Here is a 25406-nt window from a genome sequence, read left to right as displayed (position 1 = left end):
TGAAAGAAGCATTTTCATACTGCACCGTGTAAATGCACAGTAAATCTCTTGTTTATTATATTTATTGATCTTCTCCCCATCTTAAAGGATCAGGTTTTACAGCGTAACAGAATAATTTTCCATATACTTGCAAATCTAAAATCTTTTAAACTTTAACATTTGCTCCTTATATTGCCTTTTTGTGTTAAATAATAAATCGTAGCCAATTTCTTGTTAAAAATTATGAGAAAATTTCTTTCCATTTTTGCGTAATAATTTAAACCATAGAATGTGCTTCAATATTTTTATAAGTTCAAACTAAAAACCTCATGCACAGATAGCTCTTTTCAGTTTTGTCCCCAATAAAAATTGTATACACTAGAAACAATACAAAGAATTAATCAGATGGAATACTTCCACGCATCTCAAATGAGATTATATGAGCTATAAACCACGTGTCTTTTCGATTTCTCCGGGAACTGCTTTTTTACCGCATTTTGTTGATGCACTGCTCTCTGGCGCTCTTATTGATAACTTTGCACCCGGTGGAAATGTCCAAGCAGCTCTTGCAAATACTCTCATTTATGTGCCAACACGCCGCGCCGCCCGTGCTTTGCGTACAGCATTTGTTGAAAGAAGCGACACAAAATCAACCTTCTTGCCGACCATTCACCCTTTAGGAGATGTTGACGAAGACAGTTTCCTTTTTGTTAAAAATTATACCAACACTCTGAATCCTCCCATTGGAGAAAGTGAACGTCTTCTGCTTTTAGCGCGCCTCATTCGTCCCTGGCGTGAAAATTTACCGGCCCATTTGCGTGCTATGGTTGGTCTAGAAGATGGGCTTATTCCTTCTCATACTGCTGATGCAATTTGGCTTGCTCAAGACTTAGCACACTTGATGGATGAAATTGAAACAGAAGCAGCAGATTGGTCAAAACTTAAAGAAATTGCACCCGATATGGTTGCCGAATGGTGGCAAATAACGCTTGATTTCCTCACTATAGTCACACAAAGTTGGCCGAAAATCTTAAAAGAAAGACAACGAAGCAATCCAGCTGAATGGCGCAATCAAGCACTCAAAATGCACGCCGAGATTTTACACCACACACAACCGAATAAACCTATACTTGCAGCCGGTGTGTCAGGTTCTATTCCTGCAGTTTCTCATCTTTTAAAGGTAATTTCTCGCCTGCCAAAAGGAGCTGTTGTTCTTCCAGGTCTTGATCTTCATATGGATGAAGAACAATGGGAAGCTTTGGGCACAATCAATGAAGAAAAAACAACTTGTGATTTTTTTGATCATGCCACTAACGCTTTTAGTCATCCTCAATACCATTTAAAAAAACTTCTCTCTCTGATGAAATGTCACCGCATTCATGTTCGCGAAATTGGCCAACAAAGTGTAATAAAGAGAAAACGTGTTGCTCTTTTATCAGAAGCACTCCGACCAGCTTCTACGACAGACCGCTGGGTGCAAATTATCCGCGATGATTATGAACATCTTTGCGCAGATTGGTCATTCATTGAAGCTATAAACGAGCGCGAAGAAGCTCTTGCTATTGCTGTTGCTTTACGCAATGCCATTGAAGAGCCTCAAAAAACTGCAGCTCTTATTACAAATGACCGTAATCTAGCACGCCGTGTTTCCGCTGAATTACAGCGTTTTGGAATTGAAGCAAATGATTCAGGCGGAATACCACTTGCACAAACCCTCCCTTCAACTCTGCTACGGCTTCTTTTAGAAAATATATTTCAACCTGATGACCCAATTGCTTTTCTTTCTCTTCTCAAGCATCCACTCACAATGCTAGGACAAAGCCGATATTGTTTCCGCGAAATGGCAGAAAACTTTGAACTCTTTGTTCTTAGAGGAAACACAAGCTATATTAATCTTTGCGAATGTGATAAATTTCTTGAAAAATGGATAACAACACATTCCCAAAAAACTTCTGATAACAACACTCTTGATCAACAGAAAAGCGAAGAAGCACGTTTGCTTTGTCATCTTTTGGTCAAAGCTGTCGAACCTTTAGCATCTCTCATGAAACAAGAGAAGGAATGCACCATCAACGAAGCTGCCGTAGCAACAGTTGAAGTTTTTGAAAATTTTGGGCGTGATGAAAACAATTCTCTTGCCTATCTTTATCAACATGAAGCAGGACAAGCTCTATTAACTTTTTTACGTGAATTAGTGAGTGATAAATCAGGTTTAAAATTTCATCTTTGCGAATGGCCCGCTATGTTTTCAGCCCTGATGGCAACTCGTTGGGTCACACCTTCTCCCGGAGGGCATCCGCGTTTATTCATCTGGGGCACTTTGGAATCACGTCTGCAAACGGTTGATACTGTGGTTATCGGTGGTCTTAATGAAGGGTCATGGCCGATCACAACCCGCAATGATGCCTTCTTATCACGGCCCATGAAAATGATGTTAACTCTTGAACCACCTGAGCAGCGTATTGGGCTTTCCGCACATGATTTTCAGTGGGCTATGGGAATGAATAAAGTGGTGATGAGCAGAGCACAACGCGTTAATTTTGCTCCTTCACTTCCTTCACGCTGGTTACAGCGCCTAGAAACGGTTATAGGAAAACAGGTTTGGAAACAAATCTGTACCCGAGGTGAAAGTTTGCTTCATTGGGCAAAAATGCTTGATAATACAGAGATGACTGCCTGTGCAACTCGCCCTTGCCCTGTACCCCCCCTTGATATGCGCCCACGTCATTTTTCAGTCACTGAAATAGCAACCTTGCGGTATGATCCTTATACCATTTATGCCAAAAAAATATTGCGTCTTAAACCGCTTAAGCCTCTTATTCATGATCCTAATGCTGTTGAGCGTGGAACACTTTATCATGCTATTCTCGCTGCTTTTTGTGCACAAGTAAAAGACCCAAAAGCTGCAAATGCATTAAATGTCCTTTTAACTCTTGGACGCAAAGAATTTAATAAATGCAATTTACCTGCTGATATTGAAGCAATCTGGTGGACTCGCTTTGAAAATTTTGCTCCGTTTTTACTCCAATGGGAGCAAAGTTTAGGGCTTCGAAAACGATATGCCGAAGTCGTATCGCAAAAAATACCTATAGGTACCACAGGTGTAACCCTTTCAGGACGTGCTGATCGTATTGATGTATTGCCAGGTAAAATGGTTGAAATTCTTGATTTTAAAACCAATACACCGCCTTCATCAAAACAAGTTCGTGACTTATTATTTCCACAATTGGCATTGGAAACAGCTTTGCTCATGCAAGGTGCCTTTACAGATTTTCAAGGCCTTACCCCCTCAGATTTGTTTTACATTCCCCTCAATGGAAAAGGTAAAATCACTCCCCAATCAATTCTTCTAAAGAAAGGAGAAAAAGATCATCAAAACGCAATTAATCTTGGTGAAAAAGCATGGGAACATCTTATAGCATTAATAGACTATTATAAAAATCCACAACAAGGCTATCTTTCACACGCAGTCCCCATGACAAAACGATATGAAGGTGACTATGATCATCTTGCACGCCTATGGGAATGGTCAACTAATTTTCATAAAGCAGACTAATCATGACTTTTTTTTCTATTCCTGAAGCAGCCCTTGATGCACAAGCAACAGCAACGCATCCAAAAACAAACGTGTGGGTTTCTGCAAATGCAGGGTCTGGGAAGACCCACGTTTTAAGTGAACGCGTTATTCGTTTGCTTTTAAACGGTACTCCTCCAGCACGTATTTTATGCCTTACTTATACGAAAGCCGCCGCTGCTGTTATGCAATCACGGATTTTTCACACACTTTCCAGTTGGAATGAACTTGATGATGCACAACTTCAAAAAATCTTGTCACAACTTGAAAAGAAGCCCATCAATGCGCAAAAATTAACCTATGCACGTCAACTCTTCGCTCATGCCCTCGAAACACCGGGGGGCTTAAAAATCCAAACTATTCATGCATTTTGTGAATCTCTCTTGCATCAATTTATGTTAGAAGCCAATATTGCGGGACATTTCGAACTCATCGATGATATTAGTCGAAAAAAATTGTTACAAGAATCGCGTCGCCAACTTTTGGAGCATAAGGATGCACAGTGCGCTTTGAAACAGCTGCTTAAAGTTATCAGTGAACACACTTTTAACCAATTGCTGTATGAAGCAACTGAAAAACAACATAAACTGTCTGATTTTTTGTCCTCTCTTCTGTCTGAAAATGGAGAAGAAAAATTGCGTGCGTTCTTTAATTTAGCGCCCGATGAAACAAACCAACAGTTGCTGGAAAAAATTCAACAAACTGCTCAATTGCCTCTTTATGCTCTTACACATTGCCAAACCTACGGCAACAAATCCCTCAAGGATATGATTGCGGAATTTTCCCAATTAAAAACAGCTTGTGATGAAACAACCATTATCAACATTATTTCCGATATCTATTTTAAAACGACAGGCGAACCACGTAATTTTTCACGTTTATTTTGTAAAAAATCAGATGAAATTTGGCCCGTCATTCAACAAATTATTGAAGATAAACAAAACAAACTTTCTGTTCTTTTAGAAAAATATCAATGCTTAAAAATAGCCACACTCAATATGGCTGCTTTTCAGCTTTGTGCTATATATCTTAAAATCTATACAAATTTAAAAAAAGCCAATGGCCTGTTAGATTTTGATGACCTCATTGAACGCACACTCCATTTGTTGCAGCGTCAAGGAGCAAGCCAATGGGTGCATTATAAACTTGATCGTGGTCTTGATCATATTTTGCTTGATGAAGCACAAGATACCAACCCTGAGCAATGGCAAATTATTCAACTTTTAGCGCAAGAATTTTTTACAGGCCATAGTCAACGTACAAACATACGCACTCTTTTTGCTGTTGGAGATGAGAAGCAATCCATCTATTCTTTTCAAGGTGCTGCACCAGAAAATTTTGCCGCAAATGGACGAATGATTCAAAAAAAGGTACAGCAGGTCAATCAAAAGTTTGAAAAAGTACAACTGAATTATTCTTTTCGCTCTACAGCTGATGTCCTTAAAAGCGTTGATCTCGTTTTTGAAACACCAGAAAATTACAAAGGGCTTTCAGCAGAAAATACAAAAACAGTGCACGAAGCTATTCGTGTTCATAGCCCAGGTGATGTTATTGTATGGGATGCTATTTCTAAAGAAAAAAGCGAATTTCCTGATGATTGGCATGCAGCTGTTGATCATTTAGATACACCTGAAGTGCGTTTGGCAGAAAAAATTGCTGAAACCATTGCTGACTGGTTACATAACGGAGAAATACTTTCAGCAAAAGGACGCTTAATACGTGCCAGTGATATTATGATTCTGGTTCGTAAACGTGATCAATTTGTCTTAGCCCTTTCCCGTGCGCTTAAACAACGTAACATTTCCGTAGCAGGTGCTGATCGTTTACAACTCACCAATCATATTAGTGTGCGTGATTTAATGGCACTTGCACGTTTTGTCTTGCAACCACAAGATGATCTTTCTCTTGCTTGTGTTTTAAAAAGTCCACTTTTTTCGCTTACCGAAGAAGAACTTTATCAGCTTGCAGCACACCGTACAAGCTCTCTTTGGCAAAGCCTCTGTGTACATGCATCATCACATATATCTTTTAAAGATGCTTTTGAAAACCTAAGTCACTATCGCACTCTCGTGGATAAAATACCAGTTTTCGAGTTCTATAGCCATATTTTAAACAATGATAAAGGACGACAAAAAATTTTAGCTCGCTTAGGATCTGAAGCAAATGACGTGCTTGATGCTTTTATGGATTATACACTCACTATTCAAAAAACCGGTTTACCAGGGTTGCAGGCTTTTTTGGAAATATTAAGCGCAAACGAACCAGAAATTAAACGCGAGTTTGATCAAAATCATAATGAAGTCCGTATTATGACTGTTCATGCTGCTAAAGGATTAGAAGCTGCTATTGTCTTTCTAATTGATCCAGGAAGTGCTATTTGGCAGCCTCAACATGCACCACATCTTCTTAAAGTTCCCTTAAACAACACACAATTGAGTAATCAACAAGCTTTTATCTGGCGTCCCAACAAAGAATTCAACACAAAAATTTCCGAAAAAGCACTTTCGCATTTAAAAGAGCGTGCAGAAGAAGAATACAAGCGCCTTCTCTATGTAGGAATGACACGCGCTGAAGACCGATTATTTGTTTGTGGATATAGCGGTGAGAAATCCCCCTCCAACACATGGCTAAAATTGGTAAAGAAAGCTCTCGAACCGCACGCGGTTGCTATAAAAGGTCCGGCAGAAGATATTGCGGCTTGGCGTTATTGCATTACACCTTCTTCTTCTGCCCCTATAAACCAGAAAGTATCCTGCGCTGAGTGCCAAACACTCCCATCCTTGCCCGAATTCTTTTCCCATAAAATACCAGCAGAACCTGCCCTACCAAAACCATTAAGGCCCTCTGTTGCTAGCCTTTCTATTGAAGCTGACAATGAAATTTCCTCCAACCCAAAATATCTTACTATTTCACCTGTATTAGGAGAAACAAATACCAACAGAGCTTTTTTCATTGAATATGGTAATATTGTTCACCGATTGCTGCAATATTTGCCCAATTGCCCTCCCCAAAAACGTCGAGATTATGCTCAACACTATCTCAACACCAAAGCCTCTCACTGGCAGGAAACCCAAAAAGAAAAAGCACTTTGCCATGTTTGGCAGATTTTAGATCATACCTATCTCACTCATCTCTTCTCTGACCATTCACGTGCTGAGGTTCCCTTAATGGGTATTGTAAAAATTCGTGGAAAAGAACAAGCAATTTCCGGTCAAATTGATCGTCTCTATATCACACAAAACAGCATTATTTTTGCTGACTTTAAAACAGGAATCCCGCCAGCAGACGAAGCCACTATTGCCCCGCATCATTTGTTGCAAATGGCCCTTTACCGAAAATTGCTGCAAGCTATTCATCCTAACAAAGATGTTCAAGCTCTTCTTGTCTACAGTCAAGAAGTGAAAGTTTTTAAGCTTCCTCCGGAAAGACTCGATGCACTTCTTGATGAAATTACTTAATAAATCGAGAAAATCTTTTTCCACAAAGTTCCTTATAATTTATCTGTGCAATAACTTGATATAAATCGTTATCGTACCAATCTATAGAAGTGAATATAAAGGATAAGTCAATGACATGTATAAAAGTTAATAAGAACAATTTCGAAAATGAAGTTGTGACCTCTTCTACGCCTGTTGTAGTTGATTTTTGGGCAGAGTGGTGTGGCCCTTGCAAAATGATTGCTCCAATTCTGGATGAAATTTCAACGGAAATGCAAAATCAAGTTAAAATTGTCAAAGTAAATATTGATGAAAATCCAGAATTGGCTACCCAATACGGAGTACGCTCAATCCCTACCTTATTGATGTTTAAAAACGGGAATGTCGCATCAAATATGGTTGGTGCTGCTTCTAAAACACGTGTTTCTGAATGGATAAAAGATGGGCTTCGTTAAGTCTATTCAGAGTGATTTTTTTACAAAGGAGAGGAGTTTTACCTCTCCTCCTTATTTGATTTTTTAAGGATAATTCTTTTCTTGCAAAAGAGTATTTGTTTATTCAGAGCGTATTTGATAATCCTTAAAAGATGCAAATTTTATTTTCGGCGCCCGTTCTGCTTCATAATTCAATGAAAAATAATTTTCTGCTAAAAAAACAGGATCGCCTTCTAGGTCATGAGCAATGGCAGAACGGTTATTGATAAGAAACTTTTGAAGCTCAGCTTTGCTTTGTGCTGAAATCCAACGGCATACATTAAAGCGTGCTGGTTCAAAGCTCACTGGCAAACCATATTCTATTTTAAGTCGTTCCTTTAGAACATCAATTTGCAAAGCACCAATGACACCAATAAGAGAAGGCGATCCATCATCGGGAATAAATAATTGCACGACCCCCTCTTCAGCCATTTGTTGCAAAGCTTCTTTCAGTTTTTTTGCTTTCATCGGATCGCCTAAACAAACACGACGCAAAATTTCTGGTGCAAAATTAGGCACTCCCTTAAAGAGAATATCTTCTCCTTCCGTCAAGGTATCACCAATCCGTAACGTTCCATGATTAGGAATCCCCACGATATCACCGGCATAGGCTTGATCAGCAATCTGACGTGAACGCGCAAAGAAAAATTGTGGTGCCGAAAGGGTCATGGGCTTTCCTGTTCGTACTAACTTTGTCTTCATGCCACGTTCAAGTGTTCCCGAACATACCCGAAAGAATGCAATACGATCACGATGATTAGGGTCCATATTAGCCTGAATTTTAAAAACAAATCCTGTCATTTTAGATTCAGTTGCTATGATATTGCGTTTATCTGCACTCTGATCACGAGGACTTTGACCAAAATCAATGAGCGCATTGATCAAATCACGAACACCAAAATTTCGTAAAGCCGAACCAAAATAAACTGGTGTCATATGTCCTTCACGGAACGCTTGAAGATCAAAATTTTTGCAGGCACTTCGCGCAAGTTCTACTCCTTCAATAAAAGAAAAGCGTTGGTTTTCAGGAAGCAAGTTTGCAACTTCATCGGGCCCAGAAACCATATGTTGCGTTACCTCATCATCTTTTTGACGAAAACGATTATGATGAAGATCAAATGTTCCAACAAAATCTTTACCTGTACCAATCGGCCAGGTTATTGGCGCGGTATCAAGAGCAAGTTTTTCTTCAATTTCATCTAAAAGTTCTATAGGATCACGCGCCCCGCGATCCATTTTGTTGATAAAAGTAACAATAGGAATATCCCGCATTCGACACACCTCAAACAATTTCAGTGTTCTCGGCTCAATTCCGCGTGCACCGTCTAGTACCATAATAGCACTATCAACGGCTGTGAGAGTACGATACGTATCGTCCGCAAAATCCTCATGCCCTGGAGTGTCTAAAAGATTAAAGATATGATCTTCATATTCAAACGTCATCACCGATGTCACAACCGAAATGCCGCGGTCCCGTTCAATATGCATCCAATCAGAACGGGTTTGAATACGATCTTTTTTTGCTTTCACCTCACCAGCAAGCTGAATAGCTCCACCAAATAATAAAAGCTTTTCTGTCAGCGTTGTTTTCCCTGCATCTGGATGAGCGATAATTGCAAACGTGCGGCGCCGTTTTACTTCTTGCACTCTCTTTTCCATCATTTCCCCTGAGGTCGCGCAAGCGCTTCAGCAATCAGTGCACGCATTTCATTAATCCCATACAACGCAATAAATGATCCCAATCGTGGTCCTCGTTCTTGCCCTAAAAGAACTTCATAGAGCATTTGAAAAAAGACATTTGAAACACCTGGGCCCCCTTCAGGACTTTTTTTGCTATGATCTTGATAGCGTTCCGTTAAACGTGCAACATCAAGAAGCGCATTTTGAAGTGTATTTCCATCTGCAGCTTCAGGTAAACTGGCTAATTTCGTATCAATTTGCGCTAATGTTGTGCGTTCACTGTCATCCGGTGTTCGAAATTTTTTGTTTGGTTTGACAAAAATATCAAAATATTTAATGGCAAATTGCACCAACTGATCAAGTTCCGGATAAGTTTGCGCATTTGCTCCTTTAGCATAGCGAGAAATAAAACCCCAAAGGACTTCTTTATTTTCTGCGTTTGAAGCACTCACCAAATTCAGTAGCATAGCAAAGGATACAGGCAAATCAACCTGTGGAGGGCAACCATTATGGATATGCCATACGGGATTATTAAGCCGCTCTTGCCATTTCTGACGTCCATAGGCTGAAAGATGCGCATAATATTCATCAACGGCTTTGGGAATAACATCAAAATAAAGCCGTTTTGCTGTTTTGGGCTTTAAAAACATATAAAGCCCGAGACTCTCTGTTGGAGCATAACTTAGCCACTCATCAATGGTTAAGCCATTTCCTTTGGATTTTGAAATTTTCTGCCCCTTATCATCCAAAAAGAGCTCATAATTAAATCCTTCTGGCGGATTCCCACCAAGCACTTTGCAAATTTTAGAAGAAAGATTAGTGGAATCAATAAGATCTTTTCCGGCCATTTCATAATCAACACCAAGCGCTGTCCAACGCATTGCCCAATCCACTTTCCACTGACACTTAACTTTACCACCTGTGACTTCTGTTTCAATGGTTTCCCCTGTTTCAGGTTCAATATAAGTAATAGTGCCTTTCTCAACATTCCGAGCAACCATCGGAACCTGTAATACTTTTCCAGAAAATGGAGAAATAGGTAAAAAGAGTGAATAAGTGGCGCGGCGTTCTTCACCCAATGTTGGCAAAACAATCGCCATGACCTTGTCATAACAGGCAAGTATTTTTAAAAGTGTTTCATCAAAATGCCCGGAACTATAATAATCAGTAGCACTTGCAAATTCATAATCGAAACCAAAACGATCAAGGAAAGCACACAAACGCGCATTATTTGCTGCTCCAAAAGAAGGATAGCCATCGCCAAAAGGATCCGGTATGCGGCTAAGTGATTGACCAAGATAGCTTTCCATCTTCTCGCGATCAGGCACATTATCCGGAACTTTCCGCAAACCATCCATATCATCGGAGAAACAAAGCAGTTTTGTTTTAACCTTATTCTCTGTGAGAATATGGAAAGCATGGCGCACCATGGTTGTACGGGCAACTTCCCCAAATGTTCCAATATGCGGTAAACCAGAAGGTCCGTAACCTGTTTCAAATATGACACTCTCTGGATAACCTATTTTTTCATACCGTTTAATAATTTTACGTGCCTCTTCAAATGGCCAAACTTTTGATTGAAAAGCCGCATCTCTTAATTCTGGTGCAAGGCTAAGGGCATTACAAGGATCACGCATCATCATCTTCATCCTAAAAACTAAACTCTTTAATGGTATGGTGTATGGTTCTTGGATTTATTCGTCAATAATAGAAAGCAAAAAGCTATCAAAATTTTCTTATTATACCCTTGTTATGATGAGTCTCTGCCTTATTCTTTCCGTCGTATTTTCTTTTTTTTATATTTTTTCTTTTATTTTTATATTAATAAAGTATAAATATCATGAAATATAATTTATTTATTTGGGTTATTGGTGCCTTAATTGCCATTATTCTAGGCTTTGTCTACTACACTTATCAGAAAGAAAAAAAACCCTCTAACATCGAAATAAAAATCGGACAAATAATCTATTAAAAAACATATATAAGTTAGAAAAATGACAAAATTAAATGTCTTAGACAAAACTCCCTTTTATTATATTGATTGTAAGAGTGGTTTTTATCGAGTTATTTATTTATATTCTAACGAACGTGCTGCCAATGTACGTAAACGCAAGGTATTTAATTTAATAAAACCGGCAGCATCTTTTTTATCATAAGCACCCTCATCACCCTCAAAAGTGACAAATTTATCGGAATAAAGCGACTTTTTACTTTAGCATTCTTCAACAATTACATTATACTTGTAAAGCTTTAATGTAACTTCGCCTTCAAAATTTTCTTGAGATAAATCAATAGCAGCCTAAATATTTTCCGCTCAAGTAAAAACCAAAAACCATAATAAATGAGCTCTGCATAACGCGGCATTAATTCATCTTTCAAATAAGCCACTTCCCGATCTAATGTCAAAGATTCTATCGCCTAATAAGCAGTCAAAAGGATGGTTTCTCATAAATGCCACGTGACTTCATACCAACAAAACGATTTTCTACCAAATCTAATTGACCTAATACCGTTGTCGCATCCATAATTATTCAATTCAGCAAGTAAATTCACGGGAGATAAATTTTTCCCATTGGTTGATATGGAATAGCCTTTTTAAAAGCCAAGTGTGTTTCTAGTTACTCAGTCTGGAGCAGCTTCAGGAAAAATAATATGTATATGCACATACTCAGAAGCAGGAAGTCCCGGATCCTCCAAAAATTTTTCCTTCTAATAACGAGTATAATAAATTTGCGTCAATCGAAAATGGCACTTCGCCTTGCTTATTCCTTTCTACTGGAATTTGATGTGCATGCGTAAAGTTAATCAAACCCGTACGACCTTTGCCATAGAGCAATAATTTTTATATCAGGATTAAGTGCATAAGTAGAAAGCTCAAAACGTACTTGATCATTGCCTTTTCCTGTTATCCTATGGGCAATTGCATCTACGTCTGTTTTCTTAGCAATTTCAATAATGCGTTTTGAAATAGGCGGATGAGCAACGTTCTCAAAAGATAGGTTCCTTCATAAACTGCATTAGCCCCAAACATTGGAAAGACAAAACACGTACAAACTCTTCATACAAATCTTCAGTATAGATTTCTTTAATACCAAATATTTCAGCCTTACGGCGGACCAATGTCAACTCTTCTTCCTGGACCTAAATCGGTTGTAAAAGTTACAACTTCAACCCTAAATCACTTTGCAACAGTTTAAGAATAATTGACGTATCCAATCCGTCTGAATAAGCCAAAACAACTTTCTAACATTTTGCCTCTTTTTCATCTTAAAATTCTATATTTTTCGCTTTATTTTTTAATAAAAAATAAAATTATACAAGAAATGAAAGTGAACTCTCTTTAAGCAACATTAATAAAGACGCAAAAAACGAAATGGTGTAAGTTAAGATACTACGTTAGAGACAAAAATTGTGAGGTAATACCTCGCAAATAAGAGGAGATTTATATGTCGTTTCTTCCTGAATGGTCTATTTTGATACAATTTTATGCGGCAGCGTTGATTTTAGCGCTTATTCCAGGACCTGATATTATCCTATCAGTGACACGCACTATTACACAAAGCAAAAAAGCTGGAATTATGTGTGTTTTAGGGAGTGCAACAGGTTTCGCCCTTCAAGTTACCGCTTTAGCACTTGGTTTATCAGCTCTTATTTTTGCTTCACCGTTCGCTTTTTTCCTTCTTAAAGTTGTGGGTGCCTTTTACCTTTTATGGCTTGCCTTTCAAGCATTGCGGAAACATTCGACATTTTCTTTAAAAAAGACATCTTTAAAACACAAAAGTCTTAGACGCAATTATTTTAATGCTATTGTAATTAATCTTTTAAATCCCAAAGCCATTCTTTTTAACGTGACTTTCTTGCCACAATTTATCAATGCAAATGATCCCATGGCTACGCAAAAATTGCTCATTTTGGGTCTCTCTTATATTCCTATTTCTCTACCTATTAACATTTCCATAGTTTTTATGGCTCACAAATTTTTCAATGGACTTAAGCAAAATCCTTCTTATATCCGTTTTCTTGATTGGCTTATCGCAGGCGTTTTTACAAGTTTCGCTCTACGTATTCTTATTAATGAAAATTGAAACCATTCATTGTAAACGTTCAGATTTACGTAAACGTTCTGAAGCAGATTTAAGCTGACCACACGCAGCCAAAATGTCGCGTCCACGTGGTACTCGAATAGGAGAAGCATAGCCTGCTTGATTAACCACATCAGCAAAACGCTCAATTTGTTCCCAATCAGAGCATTGATAATTGCTCCCCGGCCATGGATTAAAAGGAATCAAATTAATTTTCGCAGGAATCCCTTTCAGCAATTGAATCAATCGTTTAGCATCGTCTAAACTATCATTTATATCTTTTAGCATAACATATTCAAATGTAATTCGCTTAGCATTGGAAAGGCCAGGATAATTACGGCAAGCATCCATTAACAGAGAAAGCGGATATTTTTTATTGATTGGAACAAGCATATCCCGTAGTGCATCATGCACTGCGTGGAGTGAAATTGCCAACATAACGCCAATTTCTTCTCCCGTTCGGATAATTCCAGGAACAACCCCACTGGTTGAAAGCGTAATCCGACGTTTAGATAAAGAAAGCCCATCTCCATGGGAAGCAATCAATAAAGCTTTTTTGACTGCTTCAAAATTATAAAGTGGTTCTCCCATTCCCATCATAACAATATTGGTAATCTTGCGCCCTTCAACTGGAACAATCGCTCCATCAGGAGTATTCTTATCCGGAAAATCACCCAAACAATCACGCGCAACCAATAATTGTGCTAAAATTTCTTCCGCTGTCAGATTGCGAACAAGTACCTGTGTTCCTGTATGGCAAAAAGAACAGGTTAACGTACATCCCACTTGCGATGAAAGACATAAAGTACCACGCCCTTCCTCGGGAATATAAACCGTTTCAATTTCAACAGGCCTGCCAGTTCCACGTGCTGGAAAACGCAAGAGCCATTTACGTGTACCATCTTTTGATATTTGTTCTCCAATAATTTCCGGACGAGCAATGGAAAAATGGTTTTTAAGCATTTCTTGCATTGATTTAGAAATATTCAGCATTTCATCAAAATTTGAAACACCACGGACATAAAGCCAATGCCAAAGCTGACGTACACGCATACGCGTTTGACGTTCTGGTACACCAACTGTCTCTAAAGCTTGTCGCATTTCATCTTGTGATAAGCCGATCAAAGACAGCTTAGAACTCTCCTTTACGGCAACATTATTTGTTTCTCGTGCCGGACATGAACCAATAGGTCTCAGGTCATAGGAAATCGCCATTTTTTTCCAATTATGTCACTAGTTTAGAACTGTAGAGATCTTAATGGCAGTCATGAGTCGCATTTAATGCAGCCGTGATTCCTTTTAAGGAATAAGTATAGGTCGTATGCGTTCCCCGTTTTGAGAGAGCTTTCACTGTCATATTTAACCCAGAACGCATTGCAGAAACAAGCTGCTTTTCTAACGCTGATGAAGCTAACCAAGCTGACGAATCTTTCGTGAAAAAATCAAAATCCTTATCTCCAATAGTTACAGTAACTTTCGACCCTTCTTTAAGTGTATAACCCGCCATAAATTGTGGTTCAAACGAGACAGGAGAATGAGAACGCTTGGTTACCAAAAAGAAATTATCACCATGATTAACCGTTGTCGGGAGTGACTCCAAAGGTACCGATAATACATAGCAAATTGTATTTTGTGGCGATTTATAAGAATAGGTCCCCCACGCCTCAAATTGATTTAAACGTTTTGGCGCTTGTGCCCATGCCGCTCCCGCAGTAGTTAGAACCACTACCGATGCAACCATAACAGTTTTTTCAAACATCTTCATTTAGCCTTCTTTAGTCTCTAAAAAGATTCTCTTCATTGGAAAAGTCCAACAAAAGTTCATCGATACCTTAGTATAGTTGTTCAAACCCCTTTAAAAAGCAAAATGGTTCCACCTCAACCATAACAGATTTTTGCGTTCAATTATGATCTTTTAGCTGTTACTAAAACATGAATTTTTTATTCAATAACAAGATTTTTAAAAAACAACATTTTGATTTTATGCTACCAATTTTGTTTTCCGCGTAAAAAACTCATTTTTTAAGTAATTGAACCTAAAAACAGAGTATGAACATACTATAATCCTGCTAAGAAATAAACGACACCCTTTTACCGTAGGCAATTTGTTGCAAAGTCTTGGAACTGCATCCCATAAAGAAACACTCCACATTTTATAGCCTTTCGAATATCATTTGCAAACCTAACATATTCAACACATTTGTGTTAATAAAAATCGCAAAATATTCTACTTTTCACCAATTATAGTGTCTCCGTACTTTGATTCAACATTGTCTAGATACCATCTTTGCACGATATTGATGCCTTTTTATAAAAAATTATCAAATACTATCAGCATATTTGCCATGAAAAACAGAGCGTATAGCTCCTGTACCCCCAATCACCGCATAGAACTTCACCTATTTTAATGCCAATTACTCTCGCCATATATCTTACAATCTTAAATTGCTAATTTTTGAAATGATTCCAAAAATCTAAACCAATCAAATCCTATTGCTTGATGTGCTCAATAATATCCACTCTCCTTAACTAAAAACTTTTGAGGCGTTTATTTGACAAATACCATAGTTTTGTTCTGATGGTATTTATAAACATCAACCTCTCTTCTCTTTCTACAACAGTTTCTAAACTTTCCGCTCTATAGTTTTTTTAAAAGACCTTTCAATCAATAAAATACAATTAAAAGGTTTGTATACGCACAAAGAATCCCCTTTCCTCAACACACAATTCACAGTTTTCATTCTTACAAACTGTTTTTAATATTGGCTTTTGCTGTCGCTGACATCTAAACAAAACCTGTCCTTAAACAGTAAACTTTTCTTACCCTTTCATACAAAAAAGTCCGTGATACTCATTATCACTCTTTTGGACCTTAAATCCGAATATCACTGTAAATTCAAACTATCTTTAATGTACGAAAAAATCCAATTCACAGATAAGAATCCAAATTAAATGGACAAAAAAACATGATAATGACAATGGATGCTGCATCCATAAAAGTAACAAAAGTCAGAAACTATTTCTGTCTCTTGTTTTTTAAAGTGAAAATTCCCTTAGAAGCGATTCCTTCAAAATCATAGGATGTTATTAATAGTTCTGAATTCTTTACAAGTATATTATATCACTTAGATTATATCACTTTCTAATTTACTCTGTGCTGCACTATCCGTAACGTATACTACAACGTCTTTTAGGCTATGGTTGTTGCTGAACTTTGAATCAATAAATTATAAAGTACCTTAGCGTCATGGGTATTGCGTAATTTTTGCACAACATCAGTATGACGCAAGACACGCGCAATCTGCGACAAAGCTTTTAAATGGTCTGCACCAGCATTTTCAGGTGCCAAAAGAAGAAAAACAAGATCTATTGGTTCGTCATCGAGAGCTTCAAAATCAACGGAGCTTTCAAGACGCGCAAAGATACCAATGATTCGGTTAATATTAGACAGTTTCCCATGAGGAATCGCAATACCACCACCCAGACCTGTTGACCCTAGTTTTTCACGTTGTAAAACAATATCAAAAATTACACACGCATCAAGACCTGTTAACTCGGCTGCCTTTCCGGCTAAAACTTGCAAAACTTGTTTCTTCGAATTCGCCTTAAGAGCCGGAATAATTGCTTCCGGTGTAATTAACTCATTCAAATTCATACTTCAATTTTCCTTTTGCACGCTCAAATGCCTATCAACAACCCCGTAAAAGGTAATAAATACCTACAAAAGCTCTGTCGCCTTTTTGCATCATAACACGTATATTTACTTTTCAATCCACAACAGATGATGATTTAATCCATCAAATATCGCTCTCAGCTCAACAATAAATAGGATTCAACTCCTAATTAACAGTATGAGAAAACAAGGAAATGACGTTGTCCATAAAAGTAATTCTCCTATGATACCAGCAAAGACCATCCTTCATAAATTCACAGATAATAATCAAAAAAGGTAGCATAAAATTTCTTATCCATTGTTCTTGTTCCTTTTAAAAACTAACTCCCACAAAATGTGAAACAGATTGAAGTAAAATGGCACTTTACTTTGACAATTATTGTGTAGCTTGAACGATGGTTAATTCAAACGATCTAAAAAGCTTTAAATTCGCTTAACAGATATTTTAAAGAGATTCGCATATTGGACATGATATTTGCACTCGCACATCTGCTTTTAAATACGCAATGCAAACCAACAAAACACCACAAACCTTATTTGACAACCATAATATATATAACCCATGGTGCTACCATAAAAATATCCGAAACAGCATCATCTATATATCGATATGTTGTCTGAATCGGCCAAGAAAAGCATTATTAATATCTAGATATCTTTCAACAATACGCGTGTTTATTTAATATCATTTATCATTCATTATAAGGTTAATCTAGTAATATATTTTCTATTAAACAATCAAAAACAGAATAAACCAGTAAAACAATAAGCTCACCTCAGCCTCATGAAATCTTTTTACTCATATAAAAAACTCAGTTTAAAGTTATAATTATAAAAGAAGTTAAGGTGCTTCTTAGCAATAAAATGATAAACACAATCCGCTAAGAAGCTTTTATTGCACCTCCACCTAAAAATACCTTTTGACACAAAGCAATTGTATTTCATTTTTTATGTTGAAATTCTTAATTAAAAAGCCACATAGTTTCTGCGACGAAACAACAGTGATTTTTTTATTAATGGAATGAAAATGCATACCGATAATAGCTGAAGAATCAAAATGAAGCATTCGCCTTGTGAAGTGTATTTGATTGATTGCCTAAATGTGTGGAAATGGCATTCATGTTCACTATGTTTATCCATTTAGACTTAAATAAGACTCCATAGAAGCTTTAAAATCAAAGAGAAAACTGATTTCCCAAATAAGTTCTGCGTACATCAGCGTTGTTTATAATATCATGAGGACGACCATGAACTAAAACTTGTCCTGCATGAATAATGTAGGCGCGGTCGACAAGACCCAGTGTTTCACGCACATTATGATCCGTTATCAAAACACCAATTCCGCGTTTGGTTAAATGACGGATAAGCTGCTGAATATCAAAAATAGCAATAGGATCAATTCCTGCAAATGGTTCATCAAGTAACATAAAATTGGGGCGAGAGGCTAAAGCACGCGCGATTTCAAGTCGTCGACGCTCACCCCCTGATAAGGAAAGTGCAGGCATTTTACGTAAATGATCAATTTTAAATTCATGTAAAAGAGCATCTAACTCTTCACGGCGCTTAATGCGGTCTTTTTCTACAACCTCCAATACAGCTTTAATGTTATTTTCTACTGAAAGACCACGAAAAATAGAGGCTTCCTGGGGAAGATATCCAATACCTAAACGAGCACGTCGATACATAGGAAGATGAGTAATATCAAACCCATCAATTTTAATGGACCCTCCATCCGATTTAATGAGACCCGTAACCATATAAAAACAAGTCGTCTTTCCCGCACCATTGGGACCTAAAATACCAACGGCTTCTCCAGTACGAATACCAAAAGAAACACCATTAACAGCCTGTCTTCCACGGTAAAATTTAATCAAACGACTGGCAATTAAAGTCCCCTTTAAGCGCTTTCTTAAAGCTTCACTTGCTAAATTATGTTTATCCGTCTGTTTTTTTCTTTTGATTCCAAACATGAAACCTTAATGGCCATTCTTTTGACTTTGTTTAAAAATGATGGAAACACGGTCCTTTTTTTCAGACGTCTCACAACCTTTTAGAAAAGCCTTTCCGCTTTTCATATCTGCCGTTAGTTTGCACCCCGTTGCCACATTATCGCCATCGGTTAATACAACACGATTCCCTGTCAAGCTCATCATTTTTGACTTTCCATCAAAAACGCCTTTATCACCCGTAGCAATTTGCGTGGCAATCTTTATGTAAACTTTTCCTAAAGCTTCCACTTTCTTAACACCTGCTGAATCAAACCAAGCAGGTGACGATGGTTTCATATCTATTTTGTCACTATTAGCTAATTTATGCGCTTTATCATAATAAACAACTAATTTTTCCGTTCGCAGAAGACATTCACCTTGAACTACCGAAACATCACCATTAAAGAGCGCCACTCCTTCTTTATCAATTATTTCTAAAGAATCTGCATAAAGTTCTACCGGTTTTTTATCGTTTGATAAACTAATTCCAAAATGAGCCACTTCAGCATATCCAAAAACTGTTCCAAATCCTAACATTTTCATACTCAAAGTCAAAGCAATACCCATCCACTTTTTGTATGATCCTTTCGGCTTCATTTCATCACTCTCAACTCTTCTATAGACACATCACTCCCTTTCATAAAAAAATCATTTAAAATTCGTATTGAAACTCTCTCATTGCTTGTCAAGCACTAAATGTACACCACCATGAAAGTACATTTTTTGTCCTTTTTCTCGAACTTGCAAAGAATTTGCTGCAAGATGAAAACCTGTTCGTTGCATATTGACACGTTTATCTGTGTTTAATTGCCCCTCAGATAAATTAATATTTGCTGCCATAAATTGTGCAGTCATTCCGTCATTGGTCGTAATGGTGAATGGCTTATCCAATTGCAAAAAACCATGAATATTATCGTAAACTCCCCCTTGCGCATCGAGAAAAACCCGTCTTTGTTTGCCTATAAGCGCTTCAGCAGTAATATTTTGTAACCCAATGACTCCAGAACGTGTACGATCTTGAAATGCCTTTTCTGCTTTAAGCCAATAAGGTTCATGAGAACGTGTATAACCCTCTAATCTTGGATTGAGCATCGTTAATTTCATTATCTCTCCCTCTTCATTACTCAAAGCCACAGGATCACAAGCAATGGGAGAAAAGAAAAATGTAAACCAACAAAAAACGAGTGCTACAGCCAATGCCAAAATAGGTAAAAAAAACTTTAATATACGAATACGACGCGAATGGTGGGATGCTTTTTTAAAAACATCACCAAAAGATGATTTTGTTGAAAAGACTTCATAATGATTATGTACGAACATACTACCCTAAGCTCTTAAATGTTCCGCGTTTTCCAACCTGTATACCTTTTATGAGAGGTATTTTCAAATTTTGTTTCTTGCAATTTGTTTGTTCTTGGTTTTATTTTGCCTTCATTTATATATATTTATATATATTGTAATGTGCATAAATGAAATGCAAAATTATAGAAACCTTTTTTGTGTGAAAGCGAGGCTATTTTGGTTAAATCAGAGCTTGTGCAGATTATTGCCCGTCAGAACCCGCATCTTTTTCAACGTGATGTGGAAAATATTGTGAACGCCATTTTTGAGGAAATTTCAACAGCACTTGCAAATGGTAATCGTGTTGAACTTCGTGGATTTGGAGCTTTTTCTGTTAAAAGCCGTTCAGCCCGTAACGGGCGTAATCCACGAACAGGTGATGCTGTTGCCGTTGAAGAAAAATGGATTCCTTTTTTCAAAACTGGTAAAGATTTGCGTGATAGACTCAATCAGTGAGTAAATTTATGACACTTAAACATACCCTCTTAGCAATTTTTTTGGTGATTCCCACAGCGTTTTTGGTTGCTTTCATGGTAGCTAATAGTCAAATGGTTATGTTAACATTGGATCCTTTTCGAATCAGCTCTGAAAGTTTTACTTACCGCGCTCCTTTTTTTATATGGCTCTTGATTTTTTTCGCTCTTGGTGTTCTATTAGGAACCTTTATTAATTGGCTTGCGTATCATAAATGCAAAAAAGCACTCAAACAAAGCAAAGCTGAGCTTGAAAAGTTAAAAATGTCGATTGCAAATATCGTGTAAGATTATTTTAGTGAAACTTTTTTTATTGTGTTTTACACAAAATTAAAAGTGCTCTTTCTCTTTTTTCCTATACATGCTTTAATTGACTTTAAAATTTTGCACTCTTACGAGATATTCAAGAACTTTTTAACATAAACTTTCAAAGTAACCTGTATCGTGACACAGAACATGCCTGCACAATGTTTTCAACCTCACTACAACAATGTGTACCCGCAGGAAAAATTGCCTCTGATTTTAGAAACTGGATCCAGTACAGATTATGCTCTTATTGACTCTGGTAATGGACAAAAATTAGAGCGTTATGGGACTTGCCGTATTATTCGACCAGAAGGTCAAGCATTATGGAAACCCGCATTATCACAAAAGAAATGGGCTGATGTTGATGCTATTTTCACAGGCAATCGAGATGAAGAAGGTGTTGGTCGTTGGCATTTTCCAAAAAAACCACTTGGTGAAACCTGGCCTCTTACTTGGAATGGATTGTCTTTTTTAGGTCGTTTTACTTCTTTTCGTCATGTGGGTGTTTTTCCTGAACAAGATGCCCATTGGCGCTTTATGGAAGAACAAATTTCTAAAACGACACGTCCGATAAAATTGCTCAATCTTTTTGGTTATACAGGTATTGCTTCTCTGATTGGCGCACGCGTGGGTGCAAATGTTACCCATGTTGATGCCTCTAAAAAAGCCATTGCTTGGGCAAAAGCCAACCAAGAAAGAGCAGGATTATCAGATCGCTCTATTCGCTGGATTTGCGATGATGCCGTAAAATTTGTCGAACGCGAGCTGCGTCGTAAAAAAAACTATGATATGATTCTTCTTGATCCTCCTGCGTACGGGCGTGGACCTCATGGCGAAATTTGGCAATTGTTTGATCACTTACCAACTATGATCACAAACTGTCGTAAACTTCTTTCCGATAAACCGCTTGCCATCGTGCTTACAGTTTATTCTATTCGCGCTTCTTTCTATGCACTCCATGCTTTAATACGTGATGAATTCATAAATCTTGGCGGCACGGTCGAATCAGGAGAATTGATCTTGCGTGAAGAAATCGCTGGACGTGCCCTTTCTACTTCCCTTTTTAGCCGTTGGATTGCCTGAATATGTCTATACCCAAAATCGGTAAGGTTAAAGAAATCACCTCCCTTAGCAATCCCATCATCAAAGACCTTCGCGCGCTCAGTCAAAAGAAAAACCGTAATCGAGAAGGTCTTTTCATGGCAGAAGGATTGAAATTGGTCATTGATGCTCTCAATCTTGGCTGGACAATACAAACACTCATTTTTTCTAAAAGCAAAATTGGTAACACCGTTACTGAAAATACTGCCGCACGCACTGTAGCAAATGGTGGTTTTGTCATTAAAGCCTCACAAAAGGTCATGGAATCCATTACTCGCCGTGATAATCCACAAACAGTTATTGGTATTTTTAAACAACAATGGCAACCGCTTGAAATGACACAAGGACGGGTTGAGGATGTTTACGTCGCGCTTGACCGGATCCGTGATCCCGGAAATCTTGGCACCATTATTCGCACGGCTGATGCCGTAGGAGCCAAAGGTGTTATTTTGATTGGCGAGACAACAGATCCTTTCTCACCTGAAACAGTACGTGCAACAATGGGATCAATTTTTTGTATACCACTTTATCGCTGTGATGAAAGCACGTTTTTAAACTGGTCTGTAAACTTTAAAAGCATGATTGTTGGTACCCATCTTAAAGGAGCTACCGATTATCGTACAATTGACTTCAAAGATGGACCCATCGTACTTCTCATGGGAAATGAAAAAGAAGGTTTATCAGAAATTCTTGCAAATCGTTGTGATAAACTTGCTCGTATCCCACAAAATGGGCGAGCTGATTCGCTTAATTTAGCGGTAGCGACAGCTGTCATGCTTTATGAAATCCGCCGCCCTTATTTAAAACTAGAACATGTGAGGCCAGAATATGATACGTAAATCACTGCCCTTTTTTCTTCTTGGTTTAGTGTTTACAGTAGGACTTGACCAAGCGGTCAAATATTGGGTTGTGCACACTATGCCCTTAGGAACAGAAAGCCCTCTTCTTCCTTTTCTTTCCCTCTACCATGTGCGTAATTCTGGTATCGCATTTTCCTTTCTCTCGTCCTTTTCTCATTGGGGACTTATTGCCATTACGCTTTTTATTATTGTTTTTCTTTTATGGCTCTGGAAAAATGTTGAATATAACAAGTCTTTAACACGCTTTGGTCTTATTCTTATCATTGGCGGAGCAATTGGTAATCTTATTGACCGTATCCGTTTTCATCATGTCACTGATTATATCCTCTTTCATGTTGATGAAATTTTTTATTTTGCTATTTTCAATCTTGCCGATACTTTTATCACACTTGGCGTTATTGCTATTCTTATTGAAGAATTGCGTATATGGATAAAAGCAAAACGGTACTCCAACCGTACACTTTCTAAATAAAAGCCTTCACTCACTCAAGCAACCACATACGATATATGAAAAAAATGTGTACATCTTTACATCTCCTATTTTGGAGATTATTTTTTACCATTTTTCATAAGAGTTTTGTTAAAAAAATTTGTTTTTTATTTATACCGACGCTGTTAGATTATTAAATACAGTTTGTTTGCTTTTTTAAAACAGCATTTTCTCACTTTCTTATTCTCGACGTCACCTTTTTAATGATGGTTACAGTTATTATGCTAAAATACTTGTGCCCAATATTTTATTTCTATCCTTTTTTACATATTTTCAAATTATAAATCTAAGTAATTGATTTTAAACATAAATAATAATTTTTAATCTTGAGTTTAGACTCCTTGATATTGTCGTATTTTGTCGTTTCAACCCGTCTCATGTTGAAACAGAAAAATCCGCTCCATAATAAATTAATAAATAAATTGGCATATGTTTTGAAAATACTGTTTTGAAAAAACTTTAGATGCCTCTCATGAACCGTGTAAGTGTAATATTAGCAATATACTGATTTATAAAGGTAAATCATCATTTTACATGTTGAATGAGAGCTTCGAATATCATCAGATTCTATCATTTCAATCTTTTTGATGATAAATCAATTAAAACTATTCGCTTGCGCATCATAAGCGGGACCAACATGTGAATAAAAACGTTTTAGCAAGGACTAAAAATGCCTCTTATGAGCAATCTCAATGCAAGAACTGAAGCAACATTAAGAACTGGCAAATATAATAATTGGTGCAGGATTGCACTTTCATAAACACAAAAGTGATCGTTCCAATGAATTTTACATTATAACTTTCCATAAGAAATAAAGGAAAGCTCATATTCTCATTTTTTTCGCACAAAGTCTTAAAAAACTTAACGCTTTTAATCAAAACAAGCTTTTTCCTTACTAATTTGTAAGGTTTCTTCCAAAGATAAGTCTCTTGTAATTTTAAAATAAATCTCCATAATAAAGGGAGGTATGCTGGGATTCCACCAGCGGCACCTGGGGTTGTTTGTATCTGCTAAGTAAAAGCTTATACAAAGCTGGTGCTTTAATGATAGAAACTCTTTTTAACCCCGACATCTGGTGGAACATATGCTAAAGGACTTTATATTATGGCTGATTTTAAAAATTTACGTTCGGCGTCTGTTTCCCGTGCCGATGCATCAATTGATCAAGGACTGCGCAGCTATATGCTGGGCGTCTATAATACAATGGCTATTGGTTTGCTTATTACAGCTGCTGCTGCTTATGCAATTGCATCATTAGCAACGACAACAGATATGAGCCAGGCAGCCGCTCAAATCAATAACAGTATTTATTTAACTCCATTCGGAGTAACCTTTTACACATCGCCACTCTCCTACCTTGTTATGTTTGCACCACTTGTGGCGGTTTTATTCCTAAGTTTTAAAATTAACACATTGAGTACAAGTGCTGCTCGTAGCCTCTTTTTTGGTTATGCTGCCCTCGTTGGACTTTCACTGTCCTCAATAATTTTGCGTTACACAACAGAAAGTATTGTGCAAACGTTTGTTATTACCGCTGCAGCTTTTGGTTCTCTTTCACTTTATGGTTATACAACAAAGCGTGACCTCACAGCGATGGGTTCATTTCTTTTGATCGGTTTGGTTGGCTTGATACTTTCCATGATCGTTAATATCTTTCTTGGATCAAGTGCCTTACAATTTGCTATCTCTGTTATCGGCGTTTTCATCTTTGCTGGTTTGACTGCTTATGACACACAGAACATCAAATTAATGTATTACGAAGGGGATGGAATCGATACCCGAGGTCGTAAAGTTATTATGGGGGCACTTAGTCTTTATCTTGATTTCATCAATATGTTTGTCTTCTTGGTACAATTTCTTGGTTCAAACCGTGATTGATTGCAACAATCATAACTCAATTAAAGAACCTTGTTTCTCAAAGGAAACAGGGTTCTTTTGTTTTTAGCCAA

19 protein-coding genes and 1 pseudogene are annotated in these 25406 nt (G+C 37.5%); 11 read left to right on the top strand and 9 right to left on the bottom strand.

Translation table 11 applies throughout. The annotated features are described in order from the left end of the window. Positions 1–418 precede the first annotated feature (418 nt). From addB to trxA, 3 genes are all read left to right on the top strand, one after another. Entirely contained in the window at positions 419–3535 is a 3117-nt protein-coding gene (addB, locus tag HNQ69_RS04075; RefSeq protein WP_183228804.1) for a double-strand break repair protein AddB, read from the top strand. A gap of 2 nt (positions 3536–3537) precedes the next feature. Beyond that, entirely contained in the window at positions 3538–7011 is a 3474-nt protein-coding gene (addA, locus tag HNQ69_RS04070; RefSeq protein WP_183228803.1) for a double-strand break repair helicase AddA, read from the top strand. A gap of 110 nt (positions 7012–7121) precedes the next feature. Beyond that, positions 7122–7445: a thioredoxin gene (gene trxA, locus HNQ69_RS04065; protein WP_183228802.1), complete on the top strand. Its 324-nt coding sequence runs from the start codon at positions 7122–7124 to the stop codon at positions 7443–7445. A 99-nt stretch (positions 7446–7544) separates the two neighbouring features. Here the strand turns inward: trxA and HNQ69_RS04060 are convergent, their stop codons facing one another. Continuing rightward, on the bottom strand, positions 7545–9122 hold the full coding sequence (locus tag HNQ69_RS04060; RefSeq protein ID WP_183228801.1) for a peptide chain release factor 3: 1578 nt from the start codon (positions 9120–9122) through the stop codon (positions 7545–7547). Beyond that, a complete protein-coding gene (locus tag HNQ69_RS04055) occupies positions 9122–10783 on the bottom strand; it encodes a lysine--tRNA ligase (RefSeq protein WP_183228800.1) in 1662 nt (553 codons plus the stop codon). The genes HNQ69_RS04060 and HNQ69_RS04055 overlap by 1 nt, the downstream gene beginning before the upstream one ends. A gap of 200 nt (positions 10784–10983) precedes the next feature. On the opposite strand from HNQ69_RS04055, the gene HNQ69_RS08150 reads away from it, so the two are divergent. Continuing rightward, positions 10984–11115 (top strand): hypothetical protein, encoded by a 132-nt coding sequence (locus HNQ69_RS08150; RefSeq protein WP_281380901.1) that lies wholly within the window; start codon positions 10984–10986, stop codon positions 11113–11115. Positions 11116–11211: 96 nt separating this feature from the next. Here HNQ69_RS08150 and HNQ69_RS08145 read toward each other — a convergent pair. Further along, positions 11212–12377, bottom strand: a pseudogene (locus HNQ69_RS08145) (argininosuccinate synthase). Positions 12378–12589: 212 nt separating this feature from the next. On the opposite strand from HNQ69_RS08145, the gene HNQ69_RS04045 reads away from it, so the two are divergent. Continuing rightward, positions 12590–13228, top strand: coding sequence for a LysE family translocator (locus tag HNQ69_RS04045; RefSeq protein WP_183228799.1), 639 nt, complete (start codon positions 12590–12592; stop codon positions 13226–13228). Between the two features lie 6 nt (positions 13229–13234). On the opposite strand, the gene rlmN is transcribed toward HNQ69_RS04045, so the two are convergent. From rlmN to lptC, 6 genes are all read right to left on the bottom strand, one after another. Continuing rightward, positions 13235–14440 carry a dual-specificity RNA methyltransferase RlmN gene (gene rlmN, locus HNQ69_RS04040; protein WP_183228798.1) on the bottom strand — a complete coding sequence of 402 codons (1206 nt, stop codon included), beginning with the start codon at positions 14438–14440 and terminating at the stop codon, positions 13235–13237. A 40-nt stretch (positions 14441–14480) separates the two neighbouring features. Next, on the bottom strand, positions 14481–14984 hold the full coding sequence (locus HNQ69_RS04035; RefSeq protein ID WP_183228907.1) for an invasion associated locus B family protein: 504 nt from the start codon (positions 14982–14984) through the stop codon (positions 14481–14483). A 1431-nt stretch (positions 14985–16415) separates the two neighbouring features. Continuing rightward, complete coding sequence (gene ptsN / locus HNQ69_RS04030) at positions 16416–16880, bottom strand: PTS IIA-like nitrogen regulatory protein PtsN (protein WP_183228797.1); 465 nt, start codon at positions 16878–16880, stop codon at positions 16416–16418. A gap of 1193 nt (positions 16881–18073) precedes the next feature. Further along, the gene (gene lptB / locus HNQ69_RS04025; protein ID WP_183228796.1) at positions 18074–18868 is read right to left on the bottom strand and encodes an LPS export ABC transporter ATP-binding protein; all 795 of its coding nucleotides are present in this window, start codon (positions 18866–18868) and stop codon (positions 18074–18076) included. 6 nt (positions 18869–18874) lie between these two features. Next, on the bottom strand, positions 18875–19483 hold the full coding sequence (locus HNQ69_RS04020; RefSeq protein ID WP_183228795.1) for an LptA/OstA family protein: 609 nt from the start codon (positions 19481–19483) through the stop codon (positions 18875–18877). A gap of 78 nt (positions 19484–19561) precedes the next feature. After that, positions 19562–20206, bottom strand: a complete 645-nt coding sequence (gene lptC, locus HNQ69_RS04015; RefSeq protein WP_183228794.1) for an LPS export ABC transporter periplasmic protein LptC — start codon at positions 20204–20206, stop codon at positions 19562–19564. Between the two features lie 198 nt (positions 20207–20404). Here lptC and ihfB point away from each other — a divergent pair, with 198 nt between their 5' ends. The 6 genes from ihfB (at position 20405) to HNQ69_RS03985 (ending at position 25335) form a co-directional block, all read left to right on the top strand. Continuing rightward, positions 20405–20683 (top strand): integration host factor subunit beta, encoded by a 279-nt coding sequence (gene ihfB, locus HNQ69_RS04010; RefSeq protein WP_183228906.1) that lies wholly within the window; start codon positions 20405–20407, stop codon positions 20681–20683. 8 nt (positions 20684–20691) lie between these two features. Then, entirely contained in the window at positions 20692–20988 is a 297-nt protein-coding gene (locus HNQ69_RS04005) for a LapA family protein (protein WP_183228793.1), read from the top strand. 168 nt (positions 20989–21156) lie between these two features. Further along, positions 21157–22089, top strand: a complete 933-nt coding sequence (locus HNQ69_RS04000; protein WP_183228905.1) for a class I SAM-dependent methyltransferase — start codon at positions 21157–21159, stop codon at positions 22087–22089. 2 nt (positions 22090–22091) lie between these two features. After that, positions 22092–22946 (top strand): TrmH family RNA methyltransferase, encoded by an 855-nt coding sequence (locus tag HNQ69_RS03995; protein WP_183228792.1) that lies wholly within the window; start codon positions 22092–22094, stop codon positions 22944–22946. After that, positions 22936–23439, top strand: a complete 504-nt coding sequence (lspA, locus tag HNQ69_RS03990) for a signal peptidase II (protein ID WP_183228791.1) — start codon at positions 22936–22938, stop codon at positions 23437–23439. Before HNQ69_RS03995 ends, lspA begins: the two co-directional genes overlap by 11 nt. Positions 23440–24561: 1122 nt before the next feature. Beyond that, positions 24562–25335 (top strand): Bax inhibitor-1/YccA family protein, encoded by a 774-nt coding sequence (locus tag HNQ69_RS03985; RefSeq protein ID WP_183228790.1) that lies wholly within the window; start codon positions 24562–24564, stop codon positions 25333–25335. Positions 25336–25406: the final 71 nt, after the last annotated feature.

The organism is Bartonella callosciuri, assembly GCF_014203215.1.
GTDB lineage: Bacteria > Pseudomonadota > Alphaproteobacteria > Rhizobiales > Rhizobiaceae > Bartonella > Bartonella callosciuri.
This window is presented reverse-complemented; position numbering and strand designations above follow the sequence as displayed.

Bases quoted from the DNA above. Each gene is read 5' to 3' on its own strand.
- addB (WP_183228804.1), top strand. From the start codon at position 419: ATGAGCTATAAACCACGTGTCTTTTCGATTTCTCCGGGAACTGCTTTT.
- addA (WP_183228803.1), top strand. From the start codon at position 3,538: ATGACTTTTTTTTCTATTCCTGAAGCAGCCCTTGATGCACAAGCAACA.
- trxA (WP_183228802.1), top strand. From the start codon at position 7,122: ATGACATGTATAAAAGTTAATAAGAACAATTTCGAAAATGAAGTTGTG.
- HNQ69_RS04060 (WP_183228801.1), bottom strand. From the start codon at position 9,122: ATGGAAAAGAGAGTGCAAGAAGTAAAACGGCGCCGCACGTTTGCAATT.
- HNQ69_RS04055 (WP_183228800.1), bottom strand. From the start codon at position 10,783: ATGATGCGTGATCCTTGTAATGCCCTTAGCCTTGCACCAGAATTAAGA.
- HNQ69_RS08150 (WP_281380901.1), top strand. From the start codon at position 10,984: ATGAAATATAATTTATTTATTTGGGTTATTGGTGCCTTAATTGCCATT.
- HNQ69_RS04045 (WP_183228799.1), top strand. From the start codon at position 12,590: ATGTCGTTTCTTCCTGAATGGTCTATTTTGATACAATTTTATGCGGCA.
- rlmN (WP_183228798.1), bottom strand. From the start codon at position 14,440: ATGGCGATTTCCTATGACCTGAGACCTATTGGTTCATGTCCGGCACGA.
- HNQ69_RS04035 (WP_183228907.1), bottom strand. From the start codon at position 14,984: ATGTTTGAAAAAACTGTTATGGTTGCATCGGTAGTGGTTCTAACTACT.
- ptsN (WP_183228797.1), bottom strand. From the start codon at position 16,880: ATGAATTTGAATGAGTTAATTACACCGGAAGCAATTATTCCGGCTCTT.
- lptB (WP_183228796.1), bottom strand. From the start codon at position 18,868: ATGTTTGGAATCAAAAGAAAAAAACAGACGGATAAACATAATTTAGCA.
- HNQ69_RS04020 (WP_183228795.1), bottom strand. From the start codon at position 19,483: ATGAAGCCGAAAGGATCATACAAAAAGTGGATGGGTATTGCTTTGACT.
- lptC (WP_183228794.1), bottom strand. From the start codon at position 20,206: ATGTTCGTACATAATCATTATGAAGTCTTTTCAACAAAATCATCTTTT.
- HNQ69_RS04005 (WP_183228793.1), top strand. From the start codon at position 20,692: ATGACACTTAAACATACCCTCTTAGCAATTTTTTTGGTGATTCCCACA.
- HNQ69_RS04000 (WP_183228905.1), top strand. From the start codon at position 21,157: ATGCCTGCACAATGTTTTCAACCTCACTACAACAATGTGTACCCGCAG.
- HNQ69_RS03995 (WP_183228792.1), top strand. From the start codon at position 22,092: ATGTCTATACCCAAAATCGGTAAGGTTAAAGAAATCACCTCCCTTAGC.
- lspA (WP_183228791.1), top strand. From the start codon at position 22,936: ATGATACGTAAATCACTGCCCTTTTTTCTTCTTGGTTTAGTGTTTACA.
- HNQ69_RS03985 (WP_183228790.1), top strand. From the start codon at position 24,562: ATGGCTGATTTTAAAAATTTACGTTCGGCGTCTGTTTCCCGTGCCGAT.